General features: G+C 59.5%; 14 protein-coding genes and 1 pseudogene. 10 read left to right on the top strand and 5 right to left on the bottom strand.

Annotated features, from left to right (window positions below; translation table 11 throughout):
• Nucleotides 1-70: 70 nt before the first annotated feature.
• Entirely contained in the window at nt 71-1687 is a 1617-nt protein-coding gene (locus AB4N74_RS06765) for an ATP-binding response regulator (RefSeq protein ID WP_093437705.1), read from the bottom strand.
• A gap of 114 nt (nt 1688-1801) precedes the next feature.
• On the opposite strand from AB4N74_RS06765, the gene AB4N74_RS06760 reads away from it, so the two are divergent.
• Entirely contained in the window at nt 1802-2407 is a 606-nt protein-coding gene (locus AB4N74_RS06760) for a LuxR C-terminal-related transcriptional regulator (protein ID WP_093437702.1), read from the top strand.
• Here AB4N74_RS06760 and AB4N74_RS06755 read toward each other — a convergent pair.
• From AB4N74_RS06755 to AB4N74_RS06740, 4 genes are all read right to left on the bottom strand, one after another.
• Nucleotides 2345-2767 carry a fe2+ zn2+ uptake regulation protein gene (locus AB4N74_RS06755; RefSeq protein WP_093437698.1) on the bottom strand — a complete coding sequence of 141 codons (423 nt, stop codon included), beginning with the start codon at nt 2765-2767 and terminating at the stop codon, nt 2345-2347. The two genes, AB4N74_RS06760 and AB4N74_RS06755, sit on opposite strands and share 63 nt — an antisense overlap.
• A 152-nt stretch (nt 2768-2919) precedes the next feature.
• Nucleotides 2920-5136, bottom strand: coding sequence for a TonB-dependent receptor (locus AB4N74_RS06750; RefSeq protein ID WP_093437693.1), 2217 nt, complete (start codon nt 5134-5136; stop codon nt 2920-2922).
• 109 nt (nt 5137-5245) lie between these two features.
• On the bottom strand, nt 5246-5647 hold the full coding sequence (locus AB4N74_RS06745; protein ID WP_093437685.1) for a ParB N-terminal domain-containing protein: 402 nt from the start codon (nt 5645-5647) through the stop codon (nt 5246-5248).
• Between the two features lie 25 nt (nt 5648-5672).
• Nucleotides 5673-6563: an HpcH/HpaI aldolase/citrate lyase family protein gene (locus tag AB4N74_RS06740; RefSeq protein WP_460098855.1), complete on the bottom strand. Its 891-nt coding sequence runs from the start codon at nt 6561-6563 to the stop codon at nt 5673-5675.
• A 614-nt stretch (nt 6564-7177) separates the two neighbouring features.
• On the opposite strand from AB4N74_RS06740, the gene AB4N74_RS06735 reads away from it, so the two are divergent.
• The 9 genes and pseudogenes from AB4N74_RS06735 to AB4N74_RS06695 all read left to right on the top strand — a co-directional run bounded on the left by AB4N74_RS06735 (nt 7178) and on the right by AB4N74_RS06695 (nt 19251).
• Nucleotides 7178-8572: a Y4yA family PLP-dependent enzyme gene (locus AB4N74_RS06735; protein ID WP_460098852.1), complete on the top strand. Its 1395-nt coding sequence runs from the start codon at nt 7178-7180 to the stop codon at nt 8570-8572.
• Between the two features lie 14 nt (nt 8573-8586).
• Nucleotides 8587-9630 (top strand): PLP-dependent cysteine synthase family protein, encoded by a 1044-nt coding sequence (locus tag AB4N74_RS06730; RefSeq protein ID WP_093437669.1) that lies wholly within the window; start codon nt 8587-8589, stop codon nt 9628-9630.
• A 28-nt stretch (nt 9631-9658) separates the two neighbouring features.
• The gene (locus AB4N74_RS06725) at nt 9659-10819 is read left to right on the top strand and encodes an NAD/NADP-dependent octopine/nopaline dehydrogenase family protein (RefSeq protein ID WP_093437664.1); all 1161 of its coding nucleotides are present in this window, start codon (nt 9659-9661) and stop codon (nt 10817-10819) included.
• A gap of 36 nt (nt 10820-10855) precedes the next feature.
• Nucleotides 10856-12706 (top strand): IucA/IucC family protein, encoded by a 1851-nt coding sequence (locus AB4N74_RS06720; RefSeq protein ID WP_093437659.1) that lies wholly within the window; start codon nt 10856-10858, stop codon nt 12704-12706.
• Between the two features lie 13 nt (nt 12707-12719).
• Nucleotides 12720-13961, top strand: coding sequence for an MFS transporter (locus tag AB4N74_RS06715; protein WP_093437654.1), 1242 nt, complete (start codon nt 12720-12722; stop codon nt 13959-13961).
• Nucleotides 13962-13976: 15 nt separating this feature from the next.
• Nucleotides 13977-15152, top strand: coding sequence for an aminotransferase class V-fold PLP-dependent enzyme (locus AB4N74_RS06710; protein ID WP_093437650.1), 1176 nt, complete (start codon nt 13977-13979; stop codon nt 15150-15152).
• 94 nt (nt 15153-15246) lie between these two features.
• Nucleotides 15247-15761 (top strand): annotated as a pseudogene (locus AB4N74_RS06705) (sigma-70 family RNA polymerase sigma factor).
• Nucleotides 15762-16739: a FecR domain-containing protein gene (locus tag AB4N74_RS06700; protein WP_257358276.1), complete on the top strand. Its 978-nt coding sequence runs from the start codon at nt 15762-15764 to the stop codon at nt 16737-16739.
• A 97-nt stretch (nt 16740-16836) separates the two neighbouring features.
• Entirely contained in the window at nt 16837-19251 is a 2415-nt protein-coding gene (locus AB4N74_RS06695; RefSeq protein ID WP_257358275.1) for a TonB-dependent receptor, read from the top strand.
• Nucleotides 19252-19293: the final 42 nt, after the last annotated feature.

Below are 19293 nucleotides of genomic sequence, written 5' to 3'. Positions count from 1 at the left end.
CAACGAGGCTGCGGTCTTTTGATTTTGATCCTGAAAATGAAGAGCAAAAGATCGCAGCGTGCCGCAGCTCCTACACGGTTTGGGTTTCGCAGTCACGCAGGGCTCGTAGGGTCGCGCGCAGTTCGGCCGGGCGTACCGGTTTGGACAGAATGGCGATCTGGCGGTCGTGCAAAGCCGCCTGGATTTTTTCGACGTCGTGCCCGGTGATGATCATTGCCGGAACCGCCCAGCCTCTCCGCTTGCGGACATCGTCAATGCACTCGATGCCAGTGGCGTGGGTGCCGAGGTCATAGTCGGCAACGATGATGTCGCAGTCGGTCATCAAATCCTGCCCGCTCAGTTCCGCTTGAACTACACAGCCCCAACGCTCCAATAGCGCCGAAGTCGCGAGCAATACGTTGCGATCATCCTCCACCAGACATACCTTCAACCCGGTGAGCAAACCGACCTGACGCGCCTCGTCGCGATTGACCGTTAACGGCGCGGGCGCAGCGATTGACAGGCCGTACAAGGTTACTGCCGTTCCCCGCCCAAGCCGCGAACGCAGGTCAACGCCGACACCGATCAACTCGCCCAGACGCTTGACGATCGACAACCCGAGCCCGACGCCTTCGACGTCTTTGTCGCGCACTTGCCGCACCCGATAAAACTCCTCGAACACCTTGGCCAGATGCGCTTCGGCGATGCCGTTGCCAAGGTCATAGATCACGATGGCCAGCCCCGCTCCGCGCCGGCGCACGCCGATCAGCACCGGCCGCTGCGCTCCGTATTTGAAGCAGTTGGAAAGCACGTTCTGCACCAGGGTCGCCAGCAACGCCGGATCCGTGCGCACCCAATACTCACAGGGGCGCAACCGCAGCTCGACTCCGGCCCAACGTGCTGCTTCAGCGTTCTGGCGAATCAGATCGGCGAGCCACTCACCTAAATTAACGGTTTGCAGTTTGGGCAGAACCCGGCCGTTATCGAGGGTGTACAGATCGAGAATCGAGCGGAACAGTTGCGAAACATTGAGCAGCGATCGGTCGATGTTATCGACTAGACGCCGCTCCTCATCGCCCAACCGTGATTCCCGCAGGCAAGCGGTAAACAGGCCGATGGAATGAATCGGCTGACGCAAATCATGACTGGCCTGGGCGAGAAACCGCGACTTTTCCAGATTCGCCGCCACCGCTTCTTCGGAGGCCTTGCGCGTGCGTTCCAGCAACAAGTGCGCATAGAACGGAATCACCGTGCTGGTGAGCATCAGCATCAACACCATGAAAGGTTGCGCTTGCCACACCGGCGACAGGCGATACACACACAGCAGCGCGAGCAACGCCAGCCCGGTGGCAATCGCTAGATAGCGCGAGCCGTAGCGCATGCCGTTGCCAAGGTTGACCCAAATGATCACCGTATACAGCGGCAACGCCGCCTCGCCACCGACCACCAGACCGAAACAGGTGCCGGTGTAATCGTGGACCATGGAAAAAATCCGCCGCGCCGGGTAATGCCCCGGCCAGCGTGCAATCGCCTGACGCAAACCGATCGAGGCCAGCAAAAACAGGCCAATGTAAGTGATCACGGGCAAATACGTATCGAAGCGCTGTCCCGGCAAAAAACCGAGGACGAGCATGTAAACCACGGCAATCGCGGCGATGATAATGCGCAGATTGGCCTGGTCCAGTTCGGTGTTTTTCTCGAACTTCATGGGAAACGTCCTTGTGCGGTATTCGTCAGATTCAGAAGCAGCCTACAGGCAACCCTTGCGCTCGGTGCTAATGTGCAGGACTTGAGCAACGCCTGACCCAGGGAGGGTCATGCCATGACATGCCGAATTATCATAGCCGACGATCACCCGCTGTTTCGCGAGGCAATGTTGCGCACGGTGCAGCGTTTACTCCCCGCAGCCGTCATCGACGAAGCCGGCGATCTCGACACGGTGCTGACGCTGCTGCTCTCGGGTGAAGAGCCCGACACCCTGATACTCGATCTGCGTTTTCCTGGACTGACCTGCGTCAGCCAGCTCGCCGGGCTGCGCCAGCGCTTGCCGCGCACCACGCTGATTGTGGTGTCGATGGTCGATGATGAGTCGCTGATCAGCGAAGTCATGGCCGCCGGTATCGACGGTTTTATCGGCAAAAACATCGCTCCGGACGAAATCGGTCAGGCAATTCTGGCAATTCGCGAAGGTGATGTACTGGTGAAGTTCGCGCCGTCAGGCCTGCTGCCGCTGGAAACCGGCGCCGCTCTCACGCCTCGTCAGCAAGACGTACTGCGCTTGATTGCCCAAGGCAAGACCAACAAGGAAATCGCCCGCGAACTGGAGATCTCACCGTTCACGGTACGCATTCATGTGTCTTCTTTATTACGCACGCTGAACGTGCCCTCCCGGGCAGCCGCCGCCGTGAAATACACGGGGGCTCTGTAGCTGCAGCAATTCCATGGCCGCAGAGGAAAATCGGTAGGTCTTGTCACTCCCAAGCACGATCAGCCCCACTTCCCCCAGACGCTTGAGCACTTCACGCACACTGACGAACGACAGCTCGGGCGATGAAGACTCGACAAACGCATGTACACCATTCACCCCGATCCCATGTCCATCACGGCCGGCCACCACCAGTGCATTGATGACTTTGAAGCGGATCAGACTAGTGCGCAGCTCAAAGTGGCGCAGCAGTTCGCGAATATGCGCATTGGCGCTGCGATCACACTCAAAAGCCAATGGGTTGTTCGCTGTCCGAAAAGCCAACGGTGCATTTACCGCCCCCACGCCTGGGTTGTTAAACATGGCGAATACTCCTTTTCTGAAAGGTTCAGGCGGACAGCAATTGCTGCCCGCCTGCCGGACCACGTCTCGGACAGCCAACGTGATCGTGAAACTATATATAGAAGGAAAATCGGTAACCGCCGTTGGCGACCGTTACGCCCTGCCCGTTCACATCAGAAATCGACCGTGGCCGACAACTGCAAGGTCCGTGGATAACCCGGAGAGAATGCGCCGTAGGACGCCACGCCCGACCAGTACTCACGATCGAAGACGTTCTGCACGGTGGCGCGGAACGTGGTGGGCCGGCCTTCGATTTTGGTCGCATAACGCGCGCCGGCATCGAAGCGGGTCCAGGCATCCAGTTCCTGAGTGTTGGCCTGGTTGACGTACTGGCTGTCGGTGTAAATCGCACCGCCGGTAAGGGTGAAGCCTTCAAGCCATGGCGTGTCCCATTCGGCCCATACGTTGGCTTGCACGTCCGGCACGCCGACCGGTTTGTTGCCACGGTTGGCCTTGGTCGCCGAATCGGTCAGCTCGCCGTCGAGCACGGTCACGCCGCCCATCAGGCGAGTGCCCGGTGCCACTTCGCCGAACATGCTCAACTCGACACCACGGTTGCGTTGTTCGGCCTGCACAGAGAACACGTTGTCGGCACCGACTTCACCGCTCGGCTTCTGGATCTGGAACAACGCCAGCGTGGTCATGAACGTACCGTGCTCGTACTTGACGCCAATCTCATGCTGCTTGGATTCGTACGGGGCAAAGGTTTCGCCGGCATTGGACGCCGTGCCCGGGGCGATGTCGCCCTTGCTCAAGCCTTCGACATAATTGTAGTAGAGCGAAACGTCTTCCCAAGGCTTGACCACCACGCCGACCAGCGGGCTCGTGGCGTTGTCCTTGTATTTCGAACTGACCGCACCGGCCGCGTTGTAGTTACGCGATTCGATGTCCTGACGACGCACGCCGAGGGTCAACTGGAAGCGGTCATCGAGCATCGACATTGTGTCGGTCAACGCCACGCCGGACAGCTCCGATTCGGAAACGCGCAACACTTTTGGCGAGTTGATGTACTGCTGCGGTCTGTCGATCGGGTGGTAGATATTCGACAGGATAGCCGTGCCGTTGTTGATGCCGCGTGACAGCTCATCCTGATAACGGGTCGCCATGACCGTGGTGGTGTGAGTGATCGGGCCAGTGGCAAACACACCACGCATACCGACGTCAGCCGTCGAGCGATCAACGTTGAATTTGTAGTAACCGGGAATGTTGCTGGTATCGCCAGCGTCGTTGAGGATTCTCGGCACCTGGTCGGACAGGCGTTTGACGTCGGACTTGCCGCCACCGGCATGGGCGAACACGGTGACGTTGTCGGTCAGGTCATATTCTCCACCGAGCAACGCCGACTGCTCTTTGGTATCCGACCAGCCCCAGTCCTGCGAGTGGTTGGTGCGGCCGTTCGGCGCAGACGGCACATCAACGCCCGGCGCAATGGTGAAGGGCCGCGAAGCGCCCTCCCAGCTTTCTTTCTGGCTGATGTAATCGAGGTTCAGGCGCAGACGCTCGCCGCGATAATCCAGGGCGATCGCACCGACACCGAGGTCGCGATGCTGATCATCGACGGCGGTATCGCCCCCCTGCAGGTTGCCGTTGAAACGCACGCCGAACTGGTTTTCCGAACCGAAGCGCCGGCTCAGATCCAGATGCCCACCGACCTGAGAATCCGAGGCATAGGTGCCGGTGAACCGGGTCAGGTCTTCATCCAGCGGACGCTTGGGCACGATGTTGATCACGCCGCCGACGCCGCTGTTCGGCGAGATGCCGTACATCAACGCACCCGGCCCCTTGAGCACTTCAACGCGCTCGGCGTAGTCGGTGAACACCCGATAATTCGGCGCGACACCGTAGACGCCGTCGAACGCCAGCTCACCAAGGTTGCCTTCGCCAATCGGGAAGCCACGGATGAAAAACGAGTCGACGATACCACCAGTCTGCCCGGTCGAGCGCACTGAAGGATCACGTTCCAGCGCATCGGCGACGGTCACGGTTTGCAGATCGGCGAGGGTTTTGGCGGTGTAACTGGTGACGCTGAACGGCGTGTCCATCACGTCTTTGTTGCCCAGCATGCCCAGCCGTGCGCCGCGCGCCACCTGACCACCGGCGAGGGTTTCCGGCAAGGCAGTCGCACCGTTGTAACGGGCGTTGACGTTGGTGGTGTCGAGGGTCAGCGCGTCCGGCGCGGCGTTCGCAGTCGGGTCGGCGGCAACGCCTGGTTGCTCGGGGCTGGCGGCCCAAGCGTTGGCGCTTCCTGCGACTAAAACGAAATTCAGCATGGCGGTACGCACGGCGAGTGCTAACACCCGCTCACCGCAAGGACGACTGACAACAGGCATGACGTGAGGATCCTTTTCATCGAGGGAAAATGGTAATCACTCCTATTGCCAGTCGATCTGCGAAAAAGTATCACCCGCAGTAAAGTTTTTTTCCGTCGCCCGATCAGGGTCAGGCGTAGAGGCGCTCCAGCGGAATCGCGATCAGCGGCAGCGCGGGGTCAAACGCGTGCCGGGTGGTCTTGTACGGAAAAATCTCGCCGCGAGCGATGGTGGTGAAAATCCGCGCCACCTCGAACGCTTGTCCGGTTTGCCAATGCCGCACACAGACGCGCGGATCGGAGTAGTCGAGCTGGATGCACGGCACCCGTCTCAAGCCCAACTGCAACGCGGCGGTGAAACGGTGATTGCCGTCCATCACGATGCCGCGCGAACGCTCGACGATGATCGGTTCCAGCCAATGCCCGGCACGGACAATCGACTCGCGCAGCAGCGTCACGTTTGCTGGATCAACCTGCTCCGACTGCAACACTTCGCAAAGTGGCCGCAGCGCAATCTGATAACCGTGGTCCATGGTGATCTCCTGATTCGCCGGGGATTCAGCAGGCATCGGCGCGGGCCAATGGCGCATGCTGACTGGCCACATCGAGCAGGCGTTGGGCGTGTTCGATCAGCGGCAAGTCGACCATCTCGCCGTCCACCTGCACCGCGTGACTGCCCGTGGCCACCGCTCGCATCACTCGATCGGCCCACGCCAGTTGGCGCGAGTCCGGCAGGAAGGCGCACTGCACCGTCGCCAGTTGCCCGGGATGGATACACAGCTTGGCGCCGAAGCCCAGCGAACGCGCGTATTGCGCGTCTTGGGCAACCACCGCCAAGTCGTTGATTGCCGGCGTCACGCCGTCGATCGGCGACGGCAGATCCGCCGTGCGCGACGCCAGCACGATGCGGTTGCGGGCAAACAGAAACGCCTCGGGCACTTGGCTGCAGTTGATATCGAGCGAGAAATCCAGCGAGCCAAACGCCAGCCGCGCCACGCCCGCAATCGCAGCGATCGACTCGACCTGCTGCAGACCTTTGGCGGTCTCGATGATCGCGACGATCGCCAGCGTCGGCTGCCACTCCAGCAAGCGCTCGACCGCCCGCGCCAGCGTCTCGGGACATTCGGCCTTGGGCAGGAAAATCCCGCTGCAACGCTCGGGGTAACGCATGTCGCTGAGCCAGCTCAGGTCCTGGCGAAACAGCGAACTGCTGACGCTGTTCAGACGAATGTAACGCTCACAAGCAACGCTCGGCGTTTTCTCCTGCCACGCCTGGATGGCGTCACGGGCGGCGGCTTTGCTGTCAGGATGAACGGCATCCTCGAGGTCAAGAATGATCGCGTCCGGCCCTGCTTCGCAGGCTTTGGAGAAACGCTCGGGACGGTCGCCCGGCACGAACAGGTAGCTGATCGCGAGTGGCGCTTTGCGGCTGAGTCGATCGGATTGCATGGCGTTGCTCCTTTGACGTGAACCCGTCGTGGTTTGTGAAAATTTTCAGGCCCGTTCAACGGCAGATTTGCCTGCCGTTCCGAGGCTTATCGCAACAGCCCTTAACGCCTTATTGATCAAGCAATTAAGAGACTTTTTAATCTAGGGACGAACGAGTCCTTGAGCGTGTAAATACACGTTCATGGATTCGCCTTGAGCAGGTCGGTATTGAAAAATATTTGAAAACCTTACTTGATAATCGTTCCTGTTCGCAATATTGTTCACGCCGCCAAGAGGAACTATTCTCGTTTCAAAGCAAGTCATCGGTATCTGCAAAAGTACCTGTCAGTGATGTCACTTAAACATCAGCCACAGGCTGTTACAGGGCAATGGCCAGCAACTAATGGCCATTCAATACATCCGCGAAAACCTTATGGGATGGGGTTCTCATGCAATTGTTTTGTGAACCATTTATTACGATCAGGGCTACAGATCCAATAGCGGATTTCACTTGGCATCCGCCTCCAAGTTGTTTAAAGCCTCGACGCTGACGAGCAAAAAAGACGACCTGCATCGATAACGATCGGTGATCGAACTATCAATGGCGACGTAACTTTCGACGCCAGGGGTTAACTATGCCTACAACAAATAAATCTGCTGTTGAGCAGCCGTATAAAGTTCATCACCCGGAGATGTTAACGCCGCTGATCGAGCCGGTTATTTCCACGTTTATCAACAAGTTCCCGAACAAACTTACAGACTTGGTGGAACAATATGGCTCGCCGTTAAATCTGGTCTGGCCCCATGCGTTTGAATTAAACACGCAAGCGCTGCTGAACGTGTTGAAGCAATACCAGGTTCCCCATGCCATTTTCTACGGGGCCAAGGCCAACAAGTCGCAAAGCATGCTCGGCGCTGCAGCGAATTCGGGGATCGGCGTCGATGTGTCGAGCATTCACGAGTTGAATGCTGCCCTGCGCACAGGTGTGCCGGGCACCAAAATCTGCGCCACAGGACCGGCCAAAACAGCCGTTTTCCATCAAGCGCTGATCAGCGCCGGTTCATTGATTTGTGTGGATTCGCTAGAGGAATTCGATCACCTGCATAGCGTGATCCCCACACAACCAGGTCCGACGAAAACCAGAGTGCTACTGCGTCACAGACCGAAAAGCAGTCAGAACAGCCGATTCGGGATGGGCTCGCAAGACCTGTTGCAATGCCTGCAACGGTTGACAGAAAAACCTGAGCTTTTTCATTTTGAAGGTTTCCATTTTCACCTCGGCGGCTATGGATTCGAATCCCGCGCACAGGCCTTCCGTGAGGTCAGCGGATTTATCGAGGCGGCCAGGGAAATGGGCTTGAATCCGCAGATGATCGACATCGGTGGTGGCTTGCCGATTCGTTATGTCGAACCTCAGACCTACGCTCAGTTCCTGCAAAATGACAATAACCCGAGCCACTATTACAACCAGAAAGTTCCCGCCACTTATTACCCTTACGGCAGTGAACTGACCGCGACACAATGGCTGACGTTATTGCTCGAAGCCGAGCATTCGCAAGGTTTGTCGATTGCCAATTACTTGCAGACTCAGAATATAACGCTCGCACTCGAACCCGGCCGAAGTCTGGTCGATCAAGCCGCCATGTCAGTATTTCGCGTCACGCGAAGCAAACAATTGGCTGACAATAAAACCGTGATCTTCGTGGAGGGCAGCAGTTTCAGCGCTTGCGAAACCTGGTTTGCCTCGGAATATCTGGTAGATCCGATACTTATCAGCACCACACACCAGCCACACCCCCCGATTCAAGCTTATATCGCCGGCCATAGTTGCCTGGACGATGACGTCATTACCCATCGCCTGATCAACTTTTCGACGGCACCGCAAGCCGGTGACTTATTGATTTATATCAATACCGCCGGTTACCAGATGGACTTGCTGGAAAACGAGTTTCATCGCCACCCCCTGCCCCGGCGGTTGACGGCGACCTGTTGTACGGAAGGTAACTATGCGTTTTCACCTGACTACTAAAGGGAACAATTGCAATGATCTTGAATAAAGTCTCTGACCTTATTGGTAATACACCGATGTTGGGCATCGATGTTCCGGATACCAACGCGCGTTTGTTATTGAAGATTGAAAAGAACAATCCCGGCGGCAGTATCAAAGACCGCATGGCGCGCAACATGGTGCTGGCGGCGCTCAAGTCCGGTCGCCTGAAACCCGGCGGTGTGGTTGTCGAATCGTCGTCGGGCAATACCGGGATTGGCTTGGCCATGGCCGCAGTCGAGTTCGGCCTGCATTTCATTGCCGTGGTCGATCACCACGCCGCGCAAGACAAGATCGCCGTGATGAAGGCCCTCGGTGCCGACATTCGTTTCGTCAAAGGCACCTATCGCGAAGACGAAGTCGCGGTGGTCGAGCGCCAACAGATGGCTGCCGAACTGGCCAGCGAGATTCCCGGCGCGGTGTTCATGAACCAGTCCGACAATGCGGCCAATGCCGGCGGCTACAGCGATTTCGTCCGCGAAACCATTGTGCAGGCTGAAGGCGCGGTCGGCGCTTACGTCGGCTGCGTCGGCACCGGCGGTTCGATGACCGGCATCGCACGCGGCTTGAAAGTGCACAACCCGGACACCGTCACCGTCGCGGTGGAACCGGCCGGTTCGATTGTCTTCGGCCACCCCGGCTACCCGTACTACCAATCCGGCACCGGTACGCCGGCCGGCGACACCGTGGGTCTGGTGCTCGACTACAGCTGCATCGATCTGGGCGTGCAAGTCAGCGACTCGCAGGCGTTCGAAACCGCCCGCTACATCGCGCGTAACTTCGCCCTGCTAGTCGGCGGCTCCACTGGCGGTGCGATTTTCAAGGCACTGGAGTTGATCCACAAAGGCGTGCTGAGCGGCAACGTCGTGGTGCCGATTGCCGACGGTGGGGAGAAATACCTGCACACCGTGTTCGACGACAAGTGGCTGCAGGAGCGCGATCTGATCGACCCGAGCATCGCCCCGCAACTGGACGCCTGGCTGGGCAAGACCCACTGGCTGGACAGCGTTTCCGCGCCGCTGCAACTGAGCGTCGCATGACCCACCCCTCACACAGGAACGCCTCTCGATGAATCTGTTGAAAGTCGCCATCTGTGGTGGCGGCAGGACCGGCCATCTCAACGCCATCCTGTTCAAGCAGCTACCCAATGTTCAGGTTTCGATGCACACCCATAATCAGGAGGTCATCGAACAACACGCTCGCCAGACGCCGATGCAGGCGCTGCTGCCCGACGGCTCGACCCTGAGCGCCCGGTTGGATCGGGTGACCAGCGACGCGAAAGCCGCGGTGGAAGATGCAGACATCGTCATCATCACTGTGCCGGCCCATGCGCGCCCGCAAACATTGAAAGATATCGCGCCGCATCTGACCACCAGCAAACCAGTGTTCATCGGCGCTATTCCAGGCTTCTGCGGTTTCGACTGGCTGGCCGAAGCGACCCTGCCCGACCGACCGAACGTGGTGATCTGGGGCATGAAAGATGTGCCGCACACGGCGTTCGAATTGACCCCGGGACGCTCGATCAAAATGGGCGGCGGCAAAAGCCAGTTGTACGTCGCTACCCACGCCCGGGAGCCACAAACCGCGCGCCGCCAATTGGAAAAAATACTCACGCGACTGTACGGCCCGTGCGTGACGATGCTCGAGCATTTTCTGGAAATCACCCTGACGCCGGGCAACCCGATCATGCACAGCTCGGTGATCTACGGCCTCATCGGCCCCTACGGCCAGTGGCACCGCAAGATCTTCCCGCAGCGCATGTGCTGGTGGACCGAATGCCCGGAACTCGGCGCGTACTTCCTTGAACGCATGGATCAGGAAAGCCAGGAACTGTGTGCGGTGATCAGCCAGCGACTGGGCATCGACCTGTCTTCGGTGAAATCGCTGAAACAGGAAATTGTCGAGGCTTACGGTGAGCAGATCCGCGACCCGAGCAGCATGCTGTCGATCCTGCGCACCAATCAGGCCTACAACGACATCCTTGCGCCGATGGTACCGGCCGCGGACAACCGCGCCGGTTACGTGATCGAGCGCGAGAGCCGTGCCTTCAACGAAGACGTCGCCTACGGCCTGGTGCTGCTGGTGGAAATGGCCAAGCGTTTCGACCTCAAGGTGCCTTACATCGAGGAAGTCCTGCAGTGGAGCGTGGCCTACATGGAAGGCCTGCGCGACTCGGCACTCGACTATTTCCCGCGCCAATGGCCGCACACGACAAGCGCCGCCGCTTGATCTTCTTATTCAATTTTCGACGAGCAGACCGCTGATATGGATGACTTCAAGACACTGATCGCCTACTCCCGCAAAAACGCCATGCGCCGTCTGGTGCGTTGCCTGTTTGCGGAAAACATCCTCGACCGAGCGGCCCTGAGCTTTTCCGTCGAGGGCCACCAGGCCACGTATCCGCTCAAGGGCGGCCGCGCCCACCTGGCTTTTTCCGACATCGCCAAAGGCCCGGCCGATACCGTGGTCAACGACGGCGACGTGGTGTTGGTCACCGATGAAGGCGTGCGCCAGGTGATCACCAGCCACCAGGACATGCTCGATGTGCTGCGCGACAGTTTCGACTTCGCCCCGACCGACGAAGGCGTGGCCGGGCTCAAGTCCGACATGGAAAACAGCCTGACCAACGACGCCCACGCCCGTCAGCATCGCCAGCACTGGAACGCCCGACTGGCACAAGCCGCCAAGGATCAAGGACTGCACAGCTTTACTGATTACTTGCGCCAACACGCCAAAACCAAGGACGCCGCGATCCTGCTCGACCAGTGGGGTTCGCTGGAAGGCCACCCGTATTACCCGACCTGGAAAGCCCGCCCGGGCCTGACCGATGAAGAGGTCGAGCAACTGTCGCCCGAGTTCAACGCACAGGTGCCGCTGCGCATCGCCGCACTGCGCGCCGACAACGCGAAAAGCGAAAGCATGCCGCACGTGATCGATTACCGCGCCTGGTTCGCCGAGCATTTCCCGACGCAATGGGCGCAATGGAAAGCCTCGCTCAACAGCAAGGGGCTGGACGAAAACCAATGGCTGCCCTTGCCGATCCACAGCTGGCATTTACAAGCCTACGTGCTGGAAACCTTCGCGCAGGAAATTGCCGACGGCATTCTGATCACCGATGGCCCGGACCTGCCAACCCTGCCGACCATGTCGTATCGCACGATGATGCCGCTACTGGACGAATCCGCGCCGCTGATCAAACTGCCCATCGCGGTATGGATGACCAGCGAACTGCGCAGCCTGCAAGCCAAGTCGATTCACATGGGTCCGCGCATCAGCACGGTGATTAGCAAGATTCTCGAGACGGAAAACGGCTTCGATCAGCGCCTGGAAATCTTTCCGGAAGAAATCGGTGTGCGTTACAAAAACGCGGTGACGCAGGACGATCACCCGGGCCGTCATCTGTCCGTGGTTTATCGCGCCAGTGCGCCAGCGTTTGAACGCAACGATGAATGCCTGCCGATAACAGTGGCTTCACTGTTCACCCGTTTGCCCGGCAGTGGTCGTCCGCTGTTCACCGATCTGATTGAACGTGACGGTGTGCGCGCCAATGCTGCGCAGGTCGAGAGCTGGTTCCGCGAGTACGCGAAGGTGGTGACTCACCCGGTGGTGGCGATCTACTTGATGTACGGCATCGGCCTTGAGGCGCACCAGCAAAACACCATGGTGCTGTTCTCCCCGGATGGCAAAGCACGTAGTCTGCTGATCCGCGATTTCGGCGATGGCCGCACTTACGCGCCGTTGCTCGAGGGCCGTGGTTACAGCCTGCAACCGCACGTGCAGCCGGGTATTCTGCCGACAGTATTCTCCGGTGATATCGAGCCGGTGCGCATGTTTGTGCTCGACGCGGCGTTCCTCACGCACCTGCATGAAATGGCCTTGTGGCTGAACAAGGAATACGCTTTCAACAACACGCGGCTATGGCAAATCTTACGCGAAGAAACCGACCTTGCCTTCGAAGCGGTGCGTGACCGGGTCGCGGCAGACGTGTGGGAAACCGAGCACAAGGCGTTCGTCGAAGAGCCATGGCCAACCCGTTCGCTGTTGCGCATGCACTTGATGCAGTACAGCAACTATCGTTTGCAACACACCCTGACCAACCCGCTCGCTAGCGTTTAACCGAGGCTGACTCATGTCCCAAGCAGGTGCCATCCAGGGTTCGAGAGTAAGAATCCTGATTTATCTTCTATTTGCGATCCAGTTGGTATCGATGGGCGCGATGGAAATGAGCGGGCCGTTCTGGCCTGTCCACCTGCGTGGGCTGACGACGTCAGAGTCGCTTTTCAGCTTCGCCAGCATCGCCGTGTACGTCGGGCCGATGCTGGGCATTATTCTCACCAGTGCATTCTGGGGCCGGATCGGTGATCGCTACGGCCACAAGTTGATGATGATCCGCGCCCTCGCCGGCTTGTCGTTGACCCAGCTTGGGCTGGCCCTGTTCAGTGATATCTGGATCATTCTGATCCTGCGTTTTCTGCAAGGTGCGTTTGCCGGCTATATCGCGCCGGCACAGGCCTACGGTGTCAGCATTGAAGCGCCGTCGCGGCGCGCACGGCTGTTCGCCATTCTGCAAATCTCGACCAACGTCGGCTCGCTGCTGGGTGCGGTGGTCGGCGGTTTGATCCTCGATTACGCGACGTTCTTCTGGATCAACATCATCGCTTCGGCGCTGTGTGCGGTGTGTACCGTGATCGCCGCCGTGACCTTGCCGGACGTGCCGCCGGTAAAGAAAGCCGTGGCCGTCGACAAAACTGCACCGGCGCGTTCCGGCAGCCTCTGGCAAGGCTCACCATTGCTGTCGCTGCTCGGTGTGATGGGCATTCTGTTGCTGGCGCGGATGCTGCCGCAGACCTCGTTTTCGCTGTATGTCAGCTCGGTGTTCGAGGTCAGCAATTCGGTGGTCGGCCTCTGCTACGGCTTGCTGGCGCTGGGCTTCATTCTGTCGGCCACGGCGTGGTCGCGTTATTTCGAACACCGTGGTCAGCAGGACACCTTGCAGCGCATGACTTACGTGGTCATCGGCTGCATCGTCCTCACTGCGGTGGCGGGAATCACTCACAACCCGCTGGTGTTCGTCATTGCCTACTTCATTTGGGGTGTGTTGCTGGGTGCGACTACACCGGTGTTGATGGCGCTGATCTCGAAGACCGCCGACAGCTCGCAACAGGGTCATGTACTGGGCATCGCTCAGGGCACTGCGCAATTCGCTTCGATTGCGGGGATTTCCGCCGGCGGCCTGCTCAGTCAGGTCTACGGTTTGCAGTACACCTATCTGTTTGTTTGCCTGGCTTACGTCGTCGCACTGATCCCGATCGTCGCGTTGCGCTACTGGCCGGCGGTGATGCAACCGAGCCCAGCCCCAGACGGGGAATGATCAAGGAGTCTGCTTTTGAACATTGAACAACTGCGCGCCGACACCCCCGCCGTCGCGCAACTGATCCACTTCAACAATGCCGGCGCGGCGCTGATGCCCGCGCCGGTGATCGAAACCATGACCCGTCATATTCAGCTTGAAGCGAATCTGGGCGGCTACGAAGCCGCCGGGCAACAATCGGCCGAAGTGGAAAATGTCTACGCCGCCATCGGGCAATTGATCAACGCTCAGCCTGACGAAATTGCGGTGATCGAGAACGCGACCCGCGCCTGGGACATGGCGTTCTATTCGTTGCCGCTGAAACCCGGCGATGTGGTGCTGACGTCGACCACCGAATACGCCGGCAACTACATTCCCTATCTGCAAATGAAGCAGCGGCGTGGCATCGAGATTCGGGTCATCCCCAACGATGAACACGGCCAGGTTTCCCTGTCGGCGCTAACGGCCATGCTCGACGATGATCGGGTCGCGCTGATCTCGCTGCCGGTGATCGCCACCAATGGCGGCCCGGTGCAACCCATCGAGCAGATCGGCGCCCTCGCCCGTTCGGCTGGCGTGCTGTTTCTGCTCGATGCCTGTCAGGGTGTCGGGCAGATGCCGATCGACGTGCAGAAAATCGGCTGCCACATGCTCGCGGCCACCAGTCGCAAATACCTGCGCGGACCGCGCGGGATGGGCTTCTTGTATGTCGAAAAGTCCCTGTGCCAGAACCTGGAACCGGCATTTCTCGACTTGCATGCCGCCTCATTGCAGGACGCCCAGACTTTCAAGATCCGCGCCGATGCCCGACGCTTCGAGAACTGGGAATGCAACGTCACCGCCAAACTCGGCCTCGGTGCGGCAGTGGAATACGCGCTGGCGCAAGGCATCGAACCGATGTGGCTGCGGATTCAGCAACTGGCTGATTACCTGCGCCGACAACTGACAGATATCCCCGGTATCACGCCGCGAGACCTCGGGGTGCAGAAGTCCGGCATCGTCACGTTTACTCATCGCGACAGCAGCGCCACGCACGTTCAGCAGTGGTTGACCGGCCAGGAAAAGCGCATCAACGTCAGCACCTCGACGGTCCGCTCGACCCTGCTCGACATGCAGCACAGGGACTTGCTGGAGGTCAGCCGTGCGTCGGTGCATGCGTACAACACTGAGGCGGAAATCGACACAATGGTTGCTGCACTGCGCGGTTTATAGGGCGCCTGAACAGGACGCCAATCGGCGCTTGCGTCAAAGAGGGGTTGTAAACTAGCATTGGGAATACTTCTCAATTGCATGAAAATCTGCAGCCATGAGCGAAACCCTTCCCGCGAATAATGCCAATCACCTGCGCGCGATCGAAGCCCTGTACAGCGGCCATCACGGCTGGCTGTACGCGACGCTGAGAAAAAACTGGGAAACGCCATGGATGCGGCGGATCTGGCGCAGGACACCTTCACCCGCATCCTCGCCTCGCAAGTCACCGTCATTGAGCAGCCACGCGCGTATCTGAGCTGCGTGGCCAAGGGCATTCTGGTCAACTGGTATCAACGCAAGGCGCTGGAACGTGCCTATCTGGAAGCCCTCGCCCATGTGCCGGCGCCGGAAGTGCCTTCGCCAGAATTGCGTTTCATGGTGCTGGAAACCCTGCACGAAATCGACGCGATGCTCGACGCCCTGCCGCCACTGGTCAAACGCGCCTTTCTGTTGTCGCAGATCAGCGGGCTGAAATACGACGACATCGCCGAGCAGTTGGGCGTATCGCTGATCACCGTCAAACGCTACATGAAGCAAGCCTTCGTGCAGTGCCTGTTGCTGGTGGAGTGAATGCTCAGCCGCCGCCATGAGCCGCATCTCGATCACCAGGCCTTGGAAGAAGCCGCCGACTGGTTGATCCGCATGAGTGAAGGCGAACTCAGCGACAGCGAACGCGGCGAATGGGAATACTGGAAAGCCAGCACGCCCGAGCGCGGTCGTGCCTGGGCGCGGGCGCAGTTGTTGCAGAGCAAACTCGGCGGCCTGCCACCGTCACTGGCGATGTCGGCGCTCGATCGCCCGAGCAGCCCGGAGCGCCGTGTGGCGCTGGGCAAACTGGCGATGATTCTGGCGATCCTGCCGGCCGGCTGGGGCAGCTGGAAGCTGGCCGAAACCCAACAATGGTCAGCCGACTATCGCACTGCCGTTGGCCAGCAACGCGAGCTGACCCTGGCCGACGGCTCGAAAATCACCCTGAACACCGACACCGCCATCGACGTGCTGTTCGACGCCGATCAACGCCTCATCCACCTGCGCGAAGGCGAAATACTGGTGCAGACCGCGCCGGACATTTCACCGTTGGCGCGACCGTTTCTGGTCAGTACCCGTCAAGGTCGGATGCAGGCGCTGGGCACGCGTTTCACCGTGCGCGAACGGCAACCGCGCACCCACCTCGCCGTGCTGGAAGGCGCGGTCAAAGTCGAGCTCGCGGACAATCGCCAGACCACGCCGCTGATCGTCAACGCCGGTCAACGCACTGATTTCTCTTCCTACACCTTCGGCCAGCTCAGCGTTGCCGACCGCTACGTCGGCGCCTGGAGCCAAGGCATGTTGATGGCTGACAAGATGCGTTTGGCCGATTTTGTCGACGAACTCACGCGCTATCGCCGCGGCTTCGTGCGCCTCGATCCGGTGATTGCCGATCTGCGCATTTCCGGCGCCTACCCGATCAGCGACAGTCAACGCACCTTGAACATGCTGGCGCAAACCTACCCGATCCTCGTCAGCGGCCATTTGAATGGCTACTGGGTCATGCTCTCCCCGGCCTGAGTGAAAAAATAATTGCCGCTGCGGTGATACTTTTTTCGATCTCGACTGGCTATTGGGGAGAAACACCTTTTCGTCCTGTTTATAGGCTCATTCATCCATGCTTGCCGCACGCCATCTGCGCCCAGAACGTCAGCTCAAACCCGTTGTTCGCAGTGCGTTGCTAAGCCTTGTCCTGATCGGTGCCGTTTGCCCGTTTGCCTTGGCCGCCGTGCCGGTGCAACTGGACGCTGTCGCGGTTCGTGCCTACAACATTCCCGCCGGGCCGCTGGGTGCGACCCTGTCGAACTTCGCCGTGGACGCCAACATTGCCCTGTCTTTCGAGCCCTCGCTGGCCGAAGGCCTGACGAGCGCTGCGCTGATCGGCAATTACTCGACGCAGGAGGCGGTCAATCGCTTGCTGGCAGGCAGTGGCCTGGACATGGTCTTGCGCAGCGACGGCAGCTACACATTGGTGCAGCGCCGGGTGACGCTGGATGAAACATCGATCATCGGCACCGAAAAGCGCGCCGATTCCCTGCCAGAAGTGTATGCAGGTGGACAAGTGGCCAACGGCGGGCGCCTGGGCATTCTTGGCAATACGGATGTGATGGACGCGCCATTCAGCGTCAGCACCTACACCTCGGCGCTGATCAAGGATCAACAGGCCGTCACCGTCGGCGATGTGCTGGAACGTGATTCTTCGGTGCGTTCCACTGGCCAGACCGGAGGGATTGTCGACTCGTTCTTCATCCGTGGCTTTCCCGTCGGCGAAGGCAACCTCGGTGAACTGGCCTTCGACGGCGTTTACGGTGTGGCGCCCAACTATCGGGTTTTCACCGAATACGCCGAGCGCATCGAACTGGTCAAAGGCCCCGGCGCCCTGCTCTACGGCATGTCACCCAACAACGCGGTGGGCGGCGTGATCAACGTGGTGCCGAAACGCTCCCTCGATGAAGACCTGACCCGTTTCACCGCCAGTTACGCCATGGATGCTCAGGCCGGTGGCCATCTCGATGTCAGTCGACGTTTCGGTGAAGAGCGTCGTTTTGGCGTGCGCTTCAACGGCAGTACGCAACTGGGCAACACGGCGATCGACGATCAATCGCGGCATGTCGATATTGGTGCGATCTCTCTCGATTATCAGGGTGAGCGCCTGCGCACGACCTTCGACTGGCTTAGCCAAAAAGAAAGCTTCGACGCTGCCTCGCGGCCATTTCTCATTGCTTCGGGCGTGGACATTCCTTCCGCCGCCAACGGTCGCAGCAACGTCAGTCAGGATTGGGGCTGGTCGAAAACCCGTGACAAATCGGCGCTGCTCAGCGGCGAATATGACCTCAGCGACGCATTGACGGTGTTCGCCCATGCCGGCGGCGGCAAATCGGATGTGGCGCGAATGTCCGACCAGACGCCGACCATTATCAATGCCGCTGGCGACACCTCGTCGATCCCCGGCTACTACAAGTTCGAAGTCGAGCGTTACACCGTTGATGCCGGTGCGCGGCTGCGCTTCGATACCGGGCCGATCAGTCACCGCACCACCGTGCAAGTCAGTCGCTATCGCGATGTATTGTCGCGCGGGATCATTTCCGGCGCACCGATTCTGTCGAACATTTATCACCCGGTGGATCGCCCGAAACCTTACATCCCCAAGCCGGATACGCCGAAAGTCTCGCAGAGCGAGCTGACTGGAGTGGCGCTCGCCGACACGCTGTCGATTCTCGATGACCGCGCGCAGGTAACCCTGGGCTTGCGCAAACAGAACATCAAATCCGACAACTACAACGCCGCCGGCGTGGTGACCACGTCCTACGACGACGGCCGGACGACCCCGTTGTTCGGCGCGGTGATCAAGCCTTGGGATCACGTTTCGTTCTACTACAACTACCTCGAAGGGCTTAGCAAGGGCGACATCGCGCCTTCCACCGCGTCCAACGCTGGCGAGATCTTTGCCCCTTATGTTTCCCGCCAGCACGAACTCGGGGTCAAAGCCGATTACGGCACGTTCACCTCCACCATCAGCCTGTTTCAGATCACCAAACCCAGCGGCGAACTGGCCTCCGGGGTGTTCTCGGTGCAGGGCGAACAACGCAATCGCGGGCTGGAGCTGAACGTGTTCGGCGAAGTCACGCCGGGCACTCGCCTGCTCGGCGGCGTGACCCTGCTCAATGCCGAACTGACGAAAACCGGCGTGGCCGCCAACCGCGGCAACAAACCGGTCGGCGTGCCCGAGGTTCAGGCCAACCTCTGGGCCGAATGGGACACCTCTTGGGTCGAGGGGCTGACACTGACCGGAGGCGCGATCCACACCGGCAGCCAGTACGTGAACCAGGCCAACACACAAAAACTCGATGACTGGACCCGCTTCGATGTCGGCGCCCGCTACAGCACGCGCATCGATGATCGACCGACCACGTTTCGCGCCACCGTGCAGAACGTGTTCGATCACGAGTACTGGTCGGGCGTCGCTTCCTACGGCGCGTTCTCCCAAGGCTCACCGCGCACCTTATTACTGTCGGCGACTGTCGATTTCTGAAACGTTCAGCAGGACAGCGGTGTGAGCCGTTGCCGAACTGAC

It is taken from the genome of Pseudomonas sp. H3_C08, from assembly GCF_054669455.1.
This window is presented reverse-complemented; position numbering and strand designations above follow the sequence as displayed.

What these genes read in the sequence shown, in the direction of transcription:
- AB4N74_RS06765 (WP_093437705.1), bottom strand. Translation starts at nt 1,687, where the DNA reads ATGAAGTTCGAGAAAAACACCGAACTGGACCAGGCCAATCTGCGCATT.
- AB4N74_RS06760 (WP_093437702.1), top strand. Translation starts at nt 1,802, where the DNA reads ATGACATGCCGAATTATCATAGCCGACGATCACCCGCTGTTTCGCGAG.
- AB4N74_RS06755 (WP_093437698.1), bottom strand. Translation starts at nt 2,767, where the DNA reads ATGTTTAACAACCCAGGCGTGGGGGCGGTAAATGCACCGTTGGCTTTT.
- AB4N74_RS06750 (WP_093437693.1), bottom strand. Translation starts at nt 5,136, where the DNA reads ATGCCTGTTGTCAGTCGTCCTTGCGGTGAGCGGGTGTTAGCACTCGCC.
- AB4N74_RS06745 (WP_093437685.1), bottom strand. Translation starts at nt 5,647, where the DNA reads ATGGACCACGGTTATCAGATTGCGCTGCGGCCACTTTGCGAAGTGTTG.
- AB4N74_RS06740 (WP_460098855.1), bottom strand. Translation starts at nt 6,563, where the DNA reads ATGCAATCCGATCGACTCAGCCGCAAAGCGCCACTCGCGATCAGCTAC.
- AB4N74_RS06735 (WP_460098852.1), top strand. Translation starts at nt 7,178, where the DNA reads ATGCCTACAACAAATAAATCTGCTGTTGAGCAGCCGTATAAAGTTCAT.
- AB4N74_RS06730 (WP_093437669.1), top strand. Translation starts at nt 8,587, where the DNA reads ATGATCTTGAATAAAGTCTCTGACCTTATTGGTAATACACCGATGTTG.
- AB4N74_RS06725 (WP_093437664.1), top strand. Translation starts at nt 9,659, where the DNA reads ATGAATCTGTTGAAAGTCGCCATCTGTGGTGGCGGCAGGACCGGCCAT.
- AB4N74_RS06720 (WP_093437659.1), top strand. Translation starts at nt 10,856, where the DNA reads ATGGATGACTTCAAGACACTGATCGCCTACTCCCGCAAAAACGCCATG.
- AB4N74_RS06715 (WP_093437654.1), top strand. Translation starts at nt 12,720, where the DNA reads ATGTCCCAAGCAGGTGCCATCCAGGGTTCGAGAGTAAGAATCCTGATT.
- AB4N74_RS06700 (WP_257358276.1), top strand. Translation starts at nt 15,762, where the DNA reads ATGCTCAGCCGCCGCCATGAGCCGCATCTCGATCACCAGGCCTTGGAA.
- AB4N74_RS06695 (WP_257358275.1), top strand. Translation starts at nt 16,837, where the DNA reads ATGCTTGCCGCACGCCATCTGCGCCCAGAACGTCAGCTCAAACCCGTT.